Origin of the sequence: Flavobacterium urocaniciphilum (genome assembly GCF_900110615.1) — a bacterium.
GTDB lineage: Bacteria > Bacteroidota > Bacteroidia > Flavobacteriales > Flavobacteriaceae > Flavobacterium > Flavobacterium urocaniciphilum.
Window position 1 is genome coordinate 297,297 of sequence record NZ_FOEI01000001.1, and the last position, 13,310, is coordinate 310,606.

14 protein-coding genes are annotated in these 13,310 nt (G+C 28.5%); 4 read left to right on the top strand and 10 right to left on the bottom strand.

Annotated elements, in window-relative coordinates; genetic code table 11:
- Positions 1-31 precede the first annotated feature (31 nt).
- The 3 genes from BMY86_RS01405 to BMY86_RS01415 all read left to right on the top strand — a co-directional run bounded on the left by BMY86_RS01405 (position 32) and on the right by BMY86_RS01415 (position 3,151).
- Positions 32-1,948, top strand: a complete 1,917-nt coding sequence (locus tag BMY86_RS01405) for a TonB-dependent receptor plug domain-containing protein (protein WP_091464195.1) — start codon at positions 32-34, stop codon at positions 1,946-1,948.
- A gap of 143 nt (positions 1,949-2,091) precedes the next feature.
- Positions 2,092-2,613: a DUF4252 domain-containing protein gene (locus tag BMY86_RS01410; protein WP_091464197.1), complete on the top strand. Its 522-nt coding sequence runs from the start codon at positions 2,092-2,094 to the stop codon at positions 2,611-2,613.
- Between the two features lie 4 nt (positions 2,614-2,617).
- A complete protein-coding gene (locus BMY86_RS01415) occupies positions 2,618-3,151 on the top strand; it encodes a DUF4252 domain-containing protein (protein ID WP_091465548.1) in 534 nt (177 codons plus the stop codon).
- Between the two features lie 54 nt (positions 3,152-3,205).
- On the opposite strand, the gene BMY86_RS01420 is transcribed toward BMY86_RS01415, so the two are convergent.
- The 3 genes from BMY86_RS01420 to BMY86_RS01430 form a co-directional block, all read right to left on the bottom strand.
- The gene (locus BMY86_RS01420) at positions 3,206-3,409 is read right to left on the bottom strand and encodes a helix-turn-helix domain-containing protein (protein WP_091464200.1); all 204 of its coding nucleotides are present in this window, start codon (positions 3,407-3,409) and stop codon (positions 3,206-3,208) included.
- A gap of 3 nt (positions 3,410-3,412) precedes the next feature.
- Positions 3,413-3,967: a DUF2975 domain-containing protein gene (locus tag BMY86_RS01425; protein WP_091464203.1), complete on the bottom strand. Its 555-nt coding sequence runs from the start codon at positions 3,965-3,967 to the stop codon at positions 3,413-3,415.
- A gap of 92 nt (positions 3,968-4,059) precedes the next feature.
- Positions 4,060-4,422 carry a DUF983 domain-containing protein gene (locus BMY86_RS01430; RefSeq protein ID WP_091464205.1) on the bottom strand — a complete coding sequence of 121 codons (363 nt, stop codon included), beginning with the start codon at positions 4,420-4,422 and terminating at the stop codon, positions 4,060-4,062.
- A 93-nt stretch (positions 4,423-4,515) separates the two neighbouring features.
- On the opposite strand from BMY86_RS01430, the gene BMY86_RS01435 reads away from it, so the two are divergent.
- A complete protein-coding gene (locus BMY86_RS01435) occupies positions 4,516-5,376 on the top strand; it encodes an AraC family transcriptional regulator (protein WP_091464208.1) in 861 nt (286 codons plus the stop codon).
- Here BMY86_RS01435 and BMY86_RS01440 read toward each other — a convergent pair.
- The 7 genes from BMY86_RS01440 to BMY86_RS01470 all read right to left on the bottom strand — a co-directional run bounded on the left by BMY86_RS01440 (position 5,368) and on the right by BMY86_RS01470 (position 13,110).
- Positions 5,368-5,862 carry a nuclear transport factor 2 family protein gene (locus BMY86_RS01440; protein WP_091464211.1) on the bottom strand — a complete coding sequence of 165 codons (495 nt, stop codon included), beginning with the start codon at positions 5,860-5,862 and terminating at the stop codon, positions 5,368-5,370. The two genes, BMY86_RS01435 and BMY86_RS01440, sit on opposite strands and share 9 nt — an antisense overlap.
- Positions 5,863-5,916: 54 nt before the next feature.
- Positions 5,917-8,814 carry a GH92 family glycosyl hydrolase gene (locus BMY86_RS01445; RefSeq protein ID WP_091464215.1) on the bottom strand — a complete coding sequence of 966 codons (2,898 nt, stop codon included), beginning with the start codon at positions 8,812-8,814 and terminating at the stop codon, positions 5,917-5,919.
- Between the two features lie 155 nt (positions 8,815-8,969).
- Complete coding sequence (locus BMY86_RS01450) at positions 8,970-9,473, bottom strand: DUF7738 domain-containing protein (RefSeq protein WP_091464218.1); 504 nt, start codon at positions 9,471-9,473, stop codon at positions 8,970-8,972.
- A 16-nt stretch (positions 9,474-9,489) separates the two neighbouring features.
- Positions 9,490-9,897, bottom strand: a complete 408-nt coding sequence (locus tag BMY86_RS01455) for a hypothetical protein (protein WP_091464222.1) — start codon at positions 9,895-9,897, stop codon at positions 9,490-9,492.
- 3 nt (positions 9,898-9,900) lie between these two features.
- Complete coding sequence (locus tag BMY86_RS01460; protein ID WP_091464224.1) at positions 9,901-10,740, bottom strand: GIN domain-containing protein; 840 nt, start codon at positions 10,738-10,740, stop codon at positions 9,901-9,903.
- A 300-nt stretch (positions 10,741-11,040) separates the two neighbouring features.
- Complete coding sequence (locus BMY86_RS01465; RefSeq protein WP_091464226.1) at positions 11,041-12,774, bottom strand: PspC domain-containing protein; 1,734 nt, start codon at positions 12,772-12,774, stop codon at positions 11,041-11,043.
- A 6-nt stretch (positions 12,775-12,780) separates the two neighbouring features.
- Positions 12,781-13,110, bottom strand: coding sequence for a PadR family transcriptional regulator (locus BMY86_RS01470; protein ID WP_091464229.1), 330 nt, complete (start codon positions 13,108-13,110; stop codon positions 12,781-12,783).
- Positions 13,111-13,310 lie beyond the last annotated feature (200 nt).

Sequence of the window (13,310 nt, forward strand, 5' to 3'; positions counted from 1 at the left end):
TTTTCCTATTTACTAAAATTAAAAATTTAAAATGAAAACGAATTTCATTAAACTTGCCGCGTTTTTTACGCTGGGAACTTCTTTTGCCATCGCACAAGAACAAGATTCTACTAAAACCATTCAAGAAGTTGTAGTTACCGACACAAAGTTTGCTCAAGACAAAGCAAAGTCGGGGAGAAGTATTGAAAAAATTACTCAAAAAGATTTAAATCAAAGAAAAGGACAAAGTGTTGCCACAGTTTTATCTCAATTGGCAGGAGTTGAGGTTGTTGGTAACCAAAGTTCAGCAGGAAAAGATTTAAGTTTATTTGTTCGTGGTGGAAATAATGCTCAATTATTAGTATTAATTGACGGAAATCCAGTTGTAGATGCTTCTGGGATTGCTTCTACGTACGATTTACGATTATTACCAGTTGATCAAGTTGAAAGTATTGAGATTTTAAAAGGTGCTTCAACTGTATTATACGGACCAAATGCCGCTACAGCAGTTATCAATATTACCTTAAAGAAAGCACAAAAAGACAAAATTTCTGGTTCGGCTTATTTTAACATTGGAACTCAAAATACTGTTGATGAAGATGTAATTAATGCCAACGAATTCAATCAAGGATTTTCATTAAATGGAAATAGTGGAAAAGTTTCATTTTTAACATCTTTAAATTCAACAGAAGTGAAAGGATTGTCTGAATCTGCTGGGGAAAACTTTGAAGATGATGTTTTTTCTCGTTTAAATTTAAATCAACAATTAGGAGTTAAAGTATCAAAAAAATTAAATTTAGATTTCTTTGCGAATTACGATAAAATGAAATCTACTTTTGACGATGGCGCTTTTACTGATAATCCAATAAATGTTTGGAATAGCGAACAGTTTAGAGCAGGTTTTACACCAACATATAAATACAAAAGAGGTGAATTTAAAATTAATTCTGCATTTGGATTACTTGAAAGAAATATGACTTCATTTGATTCTTGGAACGGATTAACTGGTTCATTATATAAATCAAGAAATGTAAATGTAGATGCTTACAATAAATACAATGTTTTAAGTTCATTATATTTAATTACTGGAGTTCAATTTCAGTTTTTAGAAATGAACCAATTTACTACTTATGGCGATATTCTTGGAAATGTAGCAAAATATAATATTTTTGATCCTTATGTTACGGCTGTTTACGAAACAAAATTCGGATTAAACATTAATACAGGTATTCGTTATCATAAACATAATGTATATAAAGAATCATTAATTTGGAATGTTAACCCTTCATATACCATTGCTAAATTAGGTTTAAAATTCTTTGGATCTGTTGGAAGTGCTGTAGTTTCTCCAACGTTATATCAAGTGTATTCTCCTTATGGGAATTTTAATTTAACTCCACAAGATAATACAACTGCCGAATTAGGTTTTGAAAAACAATTAGTAAACAAAAAAGTAATTGTAAGCGGTGCAGCATTCTTTAGAGAACAAGATAATTCGATCATTTTTGCTAATTTAATGTCGCCACCTTGGGGTCAATATCAAAATGTAGAAGGAATTAATAAATCAAAAGGATTTGAAACCAATGTAACGATCAAGCCTATTGAAAAGATTACGGTATCTGGAAATTATACTTTTGTAGAAAATGATGAAGCTATTGCAAGATATGTGGCAAAACATAGAGCAAATGCTAATGTATCGGTAGATATTACAAAAAATATTTCTTGGAGTGCTCAATATCAATATATTAATCAACGTGATGTGGCTTATTTTGACACTAATACTTTTTCTACAGTTGCATTACAAATTCCTGCCTATCAGTTAGTTCACACTAATTTAAGTGTAAATATTTCTTCAAATGTGAGCATGTTTGCAGCTGTTCAAAATTTATTTGATGAGGAATTTGGTGAAACTATTGGATATACAACAAGAGGTAGAAATTATAAATTAGGATTAAATTTTAAATTCTAAGATTAATTTTTTAAGTTATTGAATTAAAAGGATTTAGAGTGAAATACTTTAAATCCTTTTTTTATTGTAACAAAATCAAGAAAGTGTTGACTTATCTTTGGAATGAAATTTGATGATTACCTTAATTATAAATTTAAAATAACATGAAAAAAATAATATTATTAGCAGCATTTTTTGTTTCATCATTAATGTTTTCACAAAATGCTTTCGACAAATTAGAAGGAAAAGAAGGAATTGAAAGTATTGTCGTTACGAAGAAAATGTTCGAAATGATGAGCAAAGTAAAAGTTGACGCCAAAGATAAAGAGATGCAACAATACATGAATTTGCTGAAGAAATTAGACAATTTACAAGCGGTTTATACCTCTAATCAAAAATTAACAACAGATTTAAATGGTGCGGTTTCTACTTATTTAAAAAGTAATCCATTAGAAGCAATTACTACCACTACTCAAGATGGTAACGTAATTAAAGTTTACGGAAAAACTGATGCTAATCAAACGAATGTAAAAGAAGTATTAGTTGTAGTAAATGGAAATTTCAATGGAGTGAAAACGTCTGTTTTATCTATTACAGGTGATTTTCCTTTAAGTGAAATTGCTTTAATCGTAAAAAAATTAAACATTCCTGGTGCAGATGTAATTGGTAAAATTGAAAAAAAATAACCATATGAAAAAGTTAATTGTATTCGCTTCAGTTTTGGCTATGATGAGTTGTAAAGAAGAACCATCATTACAAAAATACTTTGTAAAAAGTGGCGAGAAAAAAGAATTCTTATCTGTGGATGTGTCTTCTTCAATTTTGAATATTAATGAAACAAAACTTTCTGAATCTGAGAAAAAAGCGCTAAAATCTTTTGAAAAAGTAAATATTTTGGCTTTTAAAAAAGATGATAAAAACAATGCTCAATACACTCAAGAAGTTAAGGAAGTAAAGGAAATTTTAAAGGATACTACTTTTCAACCTTTAATTAAATTGAATGGAGTAGGTCATAACGCTTCAATTATGTTGGTTGGAGATGAAAAAGAAATAGACGAATTAGTATTATTTGGCAATCAAAAAGATTTAGGTTTTACGGTTATTCGTGTTTTAGGAAACGATATGAAACCTGAAGATGCAATGGAGTTTTTTAGTATTCTTCAAAAATCAAATCTAGATATGGAACAACTTAAACCAATATTGAATTTTGTGAATAAGAAGTAATTTCAATTTACTTTAAAATATAAAATCCCGAAACCAATACGTTTCGGGATTTTTTTATTCAGTATATTCTAAAATATCTCCAGGTTGGCAATCTAAAACTTTGCAAATTGCTTCCAATGTGCTAAATCGAATGGCTTTTGCCTTTCCCGTTTTTAAAATGGATAGATTAGCTAATGTCAAGTCGACTTTTTCAGAAAGTTCGTTTAATGACATTTTTCTTTTTGCCATCATTACATCTAAATTTACAACTATAGCCATATTTTAAACCGTTAAATCAATTTCTTCTTGTAATTCAATACCTCTTTTAAAAATAAAAGCAATCACTAATAAAATCATCCCCATAAATAACCAAACATCACCACCAGCAATTTTTAAAATGTGAAACGATGGCATTTTAATATTTTGATTAGCTAACCATTCTGTATAATTCATACCATAATTTGAAAAAAAACCAATCCCAAAAGAGATAAATGCTTCTATTAAAATACATTTCCTTACTGAATGATTAAAAGGTGAATTTATTGAAAGTTTTTTATTCTCAATAATTCTAATAATCAAGTAAAACATTAAGGCTTTAAGTAGTGCAACTATTAGCATTATTACAGTTACTACTATAAAATGACCTCTGTCATATTGGTACAATGATGAAAAATCAATTTGATTCCAGAAAAATCCTGCTCCAATTGGGTTGTATAGTAGAGTGTAAAAAATATTGAATAGAATTCCGCCAGATTCTATGCAAAGTCCAATGAAGATTAACCAACAAAGTATTCTTAACACCATAAGCGTTTGCTTCGAACTAATTTTGATTTCCATAGTTTTAAAATTTTAAATTAACGAAGCAAATATCAATAAAAATTTATTGAAAAACAATAAAAATATATTTTTTTTCGATTGATTGAGGAAAATTAATTCGAATAGTCCTTAAACATGTATATCCAAATCATTCTTGATAGTCGTAAATTAAATGAGGATAACAATAAAATAACACCGGCAATAATAGGAATCATTCTTAAATCGAAATTTTCTTCAAAAAATTGATGCGCAATAACATAAGTAATAATTGCTTCTGCAACTCCTAAAGCATAACTCACAAACATAGAACCAAAGAAATAGCCTGGTTCTTTTTCAAATTTATTATTACAATGGCTGCAATTTTCATTCATTTTTGGAAATCCAATACTGAAGAAAAAACTTTTATCCTTAAAAACTTTTCCTTTATGACAATTCGGACAATTATTACTTAATATGTTTTTGATAGTGTGTAACATGATTTCTATTTTTTTTACAAAATTAAGACATTTATTTATCGAATAACTTTCATATCTTCGCTAAAAATGGTAAAATTAAGACATGATTAACAAATGAAAAAATTACCGGTTTACCAAATTAATACTTTTAATTGTCAATCTGATGAAAATGACTTGTATTTCAATGATTTCAAATCCCATTTAATCAATCATGATTTTATTGAACTTTCACATAGTCATAATTTCTATTTGCTAGTCCTTTTTACTAATGGTTCTGGTTTTCATACTATCGATTTTACGACCTATGAAATTCAACCTAATTCTTTATTTATATTAAAGCCTGGTCAAGTTCATAGTTGGCAACTTTCAGAAGATATAGTAGGTTTTATCGCTTTTTATTCACAAGAAATTTACAATGTTTATTTTGGAAAAAAACAAATTGACGAATATTCTTTTTATCGTGATTTGAAGAATTCTCCAGAAATGAAATTAAACGATTTACAAACACAAGAAATTTCTAATTATTTCAATTTATTATTGAAAGAAAATAAACAAAATGAGTTCCGAAAAACAGATAAACTTTTAAATCTGTTAGATGTAATTCATATTGAGTTAGCTCGTATTTATGAATCACAACAAGATCATAATTTACATCCTTATAATTTCAAGATAAAAGAATTAGAACAATTAATATTATCAAATTACAAAACTGAAAAGTCGCCCTCTTTTTATGCGGATAAGATGAATATGAGTTTAAAACATTTGAATCGAATTTGTAAAAATGTTTTAGACAGTACTTTAACCGATTTTATTTATGCTAAAATCATTTTAGAAAGCAAACGATTACTTTCTACTAATAAATTGACAATTAGTGAAGTAGCGGATAACTTAGGATTTGAAAATTATTCGTATTTCACCAAAGTATTTAAAAAATATACGAATTTGACTCCGCAAAGTTTTAAGAAATTAGTGTAGGCTTATAACTTTTACTATTTTCCAGTCGGAATTGGTTTTTTTCCAAATGATTGTAAATCTTCCCACTTTCGGAACACTGTTTGGTTCTTCTTTATTGTGAAACTTATGTAAGCCCATTTCAATAGCACCAAAATCTTTAATAGGATACACTTCTATGCTTCCTTTTACCAATTCACGAGTGACTTTTCCACAAATATGTTTTTTTGTTCCTTCAACTATATCTTTTTTGGAATTCATAAAACCACCATTATCATGAAAAAATTCTATGTTTTCATCATAAAAGGAAGCATAAGTTTCTAAATTGGTATCACAAGTATTATAGTTGTGAAAAAAAGCACTATCTAAAGCTTTAATTGTTTTATAAAGCTCTACATCATCAGGCTTGTAATTCTTAGTGATTTGATAGTTGTTGTTTTTTGCAGAACATGCAATTAATAAATTAATGCAGGTAAATAGAACTAAACTTTTATAAATTGTAATTTTCATGATTTTATTTAAAATTAATAGCGCGGATTTTAAATCCGCGCCAACATTTATTTTTTATTTCACAGTAATCTCATCAATAAAAATATAAGCATCGCCATCATACGGATTTCCAATATGTCCTTCGGGTAATTTACCAAAGTTTTTAGCAAATACTTTTATATATCTTGCCTTGTTGTTTATTTTATTAGTTGTTTGAAAGTTTATTATTTCTGTTTTATCTCCCAAAGGTCCAATTTTACTTGAAATAGATTGCACTAATGTAAAATTTATATTATCTGAAGAAATATAATATTTAACTTCTGATGGTAATAATATCCAAGAACGACTGTCTTGTAAGAAACTCGCACTAAGTGATGAAATTTCTTTAGTTGTTTGTAAATCGATAACCGCTTCAAAATCTTGTTTTTGATAGCCTTGCCAATCGCCTTTACGCCAATTTTCAGAACCATGAATTCCGTCTAATAACGCTTCTGGTCCACCAGCATGATATTGTGCATCGTATTTCGATTTGATGTTGATGGTATAATTATTTGGTTTTTTGAAAAATTCGGCTGAAATAGTACTACTTTTTTGACCATTATTTTCAGAATAAGCAAATACATTAGTAGTTAAATCAATTGTAAATGGTTTAGTATATTTTATAAATGTTCTGTCATCTAATTTTGCAGTTTCGTCATTTGTTGTGTAAAAAATAACATCTTTTGAATTTTGAGAAGTAATCTCAACATTCATTTTATCCTTAAACGATTTGCTTTCCGCTTGAATAGTTGGAACTGTAGTGATAATATTAAATTTTGTATTTACTTTTCTGATATCTAAAAGTTTTTCTTCTTCTGTAATATAATTTCTCCCATTTAATTCTCTTATGTTCATGAATTTATCACTACTATTTACTAACACATCAAAGTATGTTATTTTAGTTGTAGATTCATCAATTTTATTTTTGAATGTTATTTTTTCAAAAAATGGTTTTGTTACATTCCAATACATTCCCGCCGGTGTTACTTGATAAATGCCAATCGAACTCAACACATACCAAGCACTCATTTGTCCGCAGTCTTCGTTACCAATTAAACCATCTGGTGTGTTTTTGTAAAATTCGTTCAAAATTTTATGCACCATTTTTTCTGTTTTCTCAGGTTTTCCAATGTAATTATACAAATAAGCCATATGGTGACTCGGTTCGTTTCCATGTGCGTATTGTCCAATTAATCCCGTTACATCGGCTTGTTCGCGACCTGTAGTTTTGCTTTCAGAATTAAACATTTCATCCAATTTAGCTTCAAACTTTGTTTCACCTCCATACGCTTCAATCATTCCATAAATATCTTGTGGTACGAAAAACGAATAATGCCATGAATTTCCTTCTGTATAATTATTGTTGATTTCTTTCGCATCAAACGGACTAAACCAACCGCCATTTTTCTTCGGACGCATAAAAGTGGTGTTCCAATCGAAAATATTTTTCCAATTTTGTGAACGATTCATGAAGTATTCGTAGTCTTCTTTTTTGTTTAAAATCTGAGCCATTTGTGCTATACACCAATCGTCATAAGCATATTCTACTGTTTTAGAAACACTTTCATGTTCGTCGTCCATTGAAATAAAACCATTTTTCTTATAAGCTTCCAAGCCTAAATGATCTAGCATTGCCGAATGTTTTGCCGCTTCAAAAGCTTTTTCATAATCGAAACCAGTAATACCTTTTACCATCGCATCAGCAATTACCGAAACCGAATGATATCCAATCATACAATCCGTTTCGTTAGAAGCCAATTCCCAAACTGGTAATCGACCACCTTGTTCGTATTGAGCAATAAATGTGTTGATATAATCAGCCGTTCTTTTTTTGTCAATTAAAGTATACAATGGATGAGCCGCTCTAAACGTATCCCAAAGTGAGAAAACCGAGTAATAATCGAACGTATCGGCTACGTGAATTTTATTATCACGACCGCGGTATTTTCCATCTATGTCTTCAGCAATATTGGGTTGCATCATCGTGTGATATAACGCAGTGTAGAAAACGGCTAATTTGTCTTTGTTCGTTTCAGAAATCTCAATTTTAGATAATTCTTTATTCCAAAGAGCTTGTGCAGCAGTTTTTACTTTTTCGAAATCCCAGTGTTGTATTTCAGAGCTGTTTAATTTCGCACCTTCATATGAAGTAGGAGATAAGGAAACTTTAACTAAGATTTTTTCACCTTTTTTTACCAATTTAGAAAAAGCAATTTTTAATTCTGTTCCTGAATATTGGTTTGATTTGGTTTCACCATTTGATTTTTTTTCTGCAATTTTTAATGGAGAATTGAATTCAATTCGTGCATACACATATTGATCTTTCGCCCATGCTTCACTTCTTCGTAAAACTTCTATCGTTCTATCATTAATAATTCGAATTTCACCATAAAGCAATTTATCTCTATGATTTAAATCTAAAATAATATGTGCATTTCCAGCTTTGTTAAAAGTATATTCATGAAAACCAACACGAGTAGAAGAGGTTAAACGTACATCAATATTGTGTTTGTCTAATTTTACACTATAAAATCCAGCACCTGCTTTTTCGTTTGCATGTTGAAATGTTGAGCCATATTCTTTTGGGTTGAAAGTTGGATCGCCCATAATTGGCATTAACATGATATCTCCAAAATCGGTACAACCTGTTCCGTTTAAATGCGTATGAGAAAATCCGTAGATGGTTTTATCATCATAATGATAACCTGAGCAGCCGTCCCAACTTCCATCAATACGAGTGTCAGGAGATAATTGTACCATTCCGTAAGGAACTGTTGCGCCGGGAAAAGTATGTCCGTGTCCGCCTGTTCCAATAAATGGATTTACATATTGTTGGAAATTTTGTTGAGAAAATAGTAAAGTTGGGAATAGTATTGCAAAAAAAGCTTTTTTGGTGCTATTTTTAAATGAGAAATTATAAATCTTTGATTTCATATTATACGTGTTGTAGCAGTAAATTTCAACAAACAAAATGAATTAAGCAATAAACTGGGAAATAAAATTCAATTTTAGGGAACAAAAAAACCGTAAAATCAAGTGACTTACTTAGATTTTACGGTTTGTATAGTTGAGTTTAAAACTATTTAGTCTTATTGGAATTCAAATCCTAATTGTGTGATTTTGTCATTTTTATATCCAACCATAATCACAGTGTTTTTTGATTTAGCAGCGAAAAGTTCTAAAAACAAATTATCAAATGTTAAGAAATCATTCTTTTTCATAAACTCTTTAGTTGTATTGGTATCTAATTGTACCGTTCCAATAACCACTACACCTGTGAAAGTAGTATTTGGGAAGCTTTTATCTCCATCCCAATTGTAGTTGAATCCAATCATGGTAAGTTTGTCTTTATTCGTTTTAAAAACCAATCCGTTTTTTGAATAAAAATACGTTTTTACACCGTTTTTAGATTCTTTAATTAATTCTGGTTGTCCACCAACAATTTCTACGAATTTAGTAAAAGTAGTTTCGTTGTTAATGATACTTGCATTAATCATTAATTCTGAATTTTTGTTAAATTCAACTCTAGTATTTTCTTGAGCGTAAAAACTAGTTGAAAATGCAATAAGTAGTAATAAAATAAATTTTTTCATGATTTTAATTATTTAGTTATTTTCCAATTACACCAATTCTATTAATTGATTGTAATTCAGTTGTGTTGTCGTCTATAATAGAATTAGCTTCAAATGTAAAGTTTTTTTCATATAATTTACCATTTTGAAAATAAGTTAACATAAAATAGTTATTTAGTTGTAAAACATTATTTTCTAATAATTCTACTTTAACGGCAGTTTCAGGTAAAACTTCGTTAAACATATGACGGAAATTTCCTGTTTTTCGTTCTTCATTATTGATGATTCCAGATGCATGTGAAACCACCATTGCCATTTCTAATTTTTCTGAAGAATTATTTAAAATGTAAGCATACCAAGAATTTTCACCAAAATCTTCATTCCATTCTTTAATAGCTACAATATAAACGTTTTCCACTTCTGGAATTATGATGTCTTTGCGCATAAATTATTTTTCTTTCTTAGATAAAACAGCACTATTTGTAAATACTTTTAAATCAACTTTTGGTTCTCCTAATAAATCTATTTCAGATTTTCCAGATGCAGAAATTTCAATCGATTTTTGAGCGTTTACCGAACATTTAGTATAGCTTTCTGTTACCAATTCTAAATCTTTAACTGTGAATTTTTTAGCAATTAAACTAGCATTGTTATCCAATCTAATTTTAGAAATTTGAGAATCTCCTTCAATTTCACCTTGCGATTTTTGATACAAATCGATTTTAGATTCTGGTGATGCAATTAATGCTTTAATTTTAGCTTCTTTGCTTAATTCAACAACTGTTTTATCCGCTTTTACATTTACTTCAGCACGTGATTTATCGTTCATTAATAAAGTGAAGTTAATAGATCTAACATTTAAAAATGACTGTGATTTATCAAAATTTTTAATTGTAATATTTTCTAATGAAATATCGGCCAAAGCGTTAATTTTACTTTCATGACGAGCAACAATAGTTTTTAAACTATCGTTATAATTCACTCTAACCGTAAACTTTTTTTCGCTTACTGGTTGTTTTAAAGCAGTAATTTTTAAGGTATTCCCTAGTACATTATAGCTTACAATATCATGTAAATTATCGTCGGCTTCAATTTCTATTGAGGTTTTTTCAGATTTTACAAAATAAACATCTAAAAATTCTTCAATTTCTACATTTTCAAAAGATTCAATTTCTTTAGTGGTAACTGTTACAATTTTTGAACCTTTAATTTTTTCTAATTTAGTTTGAGCAGTTACGAATGAAATGTTAAATAAGAATAGTGCGAATAAGATAATTTTTTTTGTCATTTTTTTCTATTTTATTTTTTATGTCAGGCAAATATATTAAAAAAAATCCCGAATAAATCGGGATTTGTATAGCTTTATATATTGAATTATGTTTTGAATATTAATTCAACTAACCATTATTTTTTTACTAAAATAAACTTTCTATCAACTGAATCACTAACTGAATAGTAAAGTCAATTATTTTTATAATAAATTGTATCATAGTTATTTAGTTTAAAGTTGTCTGATTTTTTAGTTTCGTAAAAGTATTAAATTTTTCCGAACTCACTTTTAACAAATTTATAAAGTTTTGTTAAATAATTAATTTTTAGATTTTCGTACTTCCGTATTAATTATCTCTTTGCCATTAACTTTAACCGTTACTTTTTCGATACTATCGTTTTTAGTAGTAGTTTTTTCAATTCTTTGATTACCAATTACATCATCCGAAATGTCTTCGATTATTAAATTATCATCATCGTTTTCCGAATTTGGAGGACAATCTAAACAATTTAATTTACTTTCAGTCACTACATATTTATAACCTTCTGGTCCATAGTGATAATCATAATCTGCATTGTTTCCACTTAAATAATCTTCTACATTTTTGTTTGGATAATAAACCATTCCTTCTGGCATATATAAATAAATATCTACTTCTTGACCTCTAAATTTGTTTTCAACTTCTGTTAAGAAATAATTGTCTAACAATAATTGTTTACCTTCAAATTTGTAGTTGTATTTGATGTTTTCAGCTCTTTTGTTAGCTTCTTCAAAATTTCTTCCTTGAGCTGTTTTTTCTACTATAATATACGGTTGTTTTTTATCTGTATATTTTAAGTGAATATTTACATTGTTAGAGTAAATGATATCATGTTTAGATGAATCTTGCATTACTCTTAAATTAGTATGATTGTATTTGCTTTTTGAAAAATAATCACTTGATACAAATTTTACTTCTAAAGTATCAGTTGTTGCTAATGGAAGTAAATCTTTTTTAGAAACTTTACCATCATGACTTAATTCTGTTGCATAATTTACACCTACAATTGTTAAAGCAGCTACTGAGAAAATCCATAAAGCTAATAAAGTATATTTAGCATAATTTCCAATTGATTTTGTATTCGGAATTAATAAGCGTAATCCAATTAATACAAAGAAGAATAATGGAATTCCAATTGTAAATAAGAATAATAATCCTTGAGCCCATAAAGGCACATCAAAATTAAAAGGTGTGTGAATATTATCATGTAACATAATTTCAGGTAAAGTAGACGAGAACATTAAAATTACAGAACCTACAACAACACCTAAAAATGATAACGTTGAGAAAATTAAGATAAATAAACCGATAACTTTACCGAAAGCTTTAAATAAAGCTACAATAATATCGCTTAAAGTACTTCCAACTTTTTCAGCACCTTGCTTTGCATTCGAAGCAATTTTATCATGATCTAAATTTGAAAATTTATCTGAAATTTCATTAAATCCTTCCTTTACTTTTCTTTCAATATTGGAAATGTTAATCGGTTCCCCTTTCATTTCTAATTTTTGAGAAGTGGTAGTAGCTTCAGGTATTAAAATCCATAAGATTAAATACAAGATGATTCCTGTTCCAAATCCGAAGAATAAGATTACCATAATAATTCTTAACCATAAAGGATCTACTCCGAAATAATGACCTAAACCAGACATAACACCTCCTAATAGAGCATTTTCTTTGTCGCGGTATAATTTTTTAGAATTATAGTTTACATTATAACTTGAACTAAATGAATTTTTAGGCTCATCATTTTCAATTTTATAATCTTCTGGTTGACCCATAATTGCAATTACTTCATCAACTTCTATTAAGCCTACAACTTGTTTTGTAGTACCTAATTTTTCTTGAAATATTTCAGCAATTCTACTTTCAATGTCTTTTATAATTTCATCTCTACCATCTGAAGATAAAGATCTTTTAACGGCTTCAAAGTAGTTGCTCAATTTTCTAAAGGCATCCTCATCAATGTGAAAGAAAAAACCTCCTAAATTTATACTTGTTGTCTTATTCATGGCTCGTTAGTTTATGTTTGTAATTGTATTTACTGCACCAGATAATTCGTTCCAAGTGCTATTTAATTCTGTTAAAAATTCTTTTCCTTCATCGGTTAAACCGTAATATTTTCTTGGTGGTCCCGAAGTTGATTCTTCCCAACGATAATTTAATAATCCATCGTTTTTTAGTCTTGTAAGTAAAGGATAAACAGTTCCTTCAACTACTAGCAATTTTGCGTTTTTTAAAGTGTCTAAGATTTCAGAAGTATAGGCATCTTTTTCTTTTAAGACTGATAAGATGCAGAACTCTAAAACACCTTTTCGCATTTGTGCTTTTGTGTTTTCAATGTTCATTTGTTTTCATTTTTTTGTTAGTCCTGAAAACGTCAGGAGTTCGTTTTTTGATTGTTACTGAAAATCAGTATGTGATGATTGAAACTTGATGATTTGAAAATAGTACTATCTTTAGTATGTTATTTTCTTATGCAAATATATGGCTAAAAACAAGTACATTGTATTACATAGTACTAATATTTAACAAAATTTTAACAAAT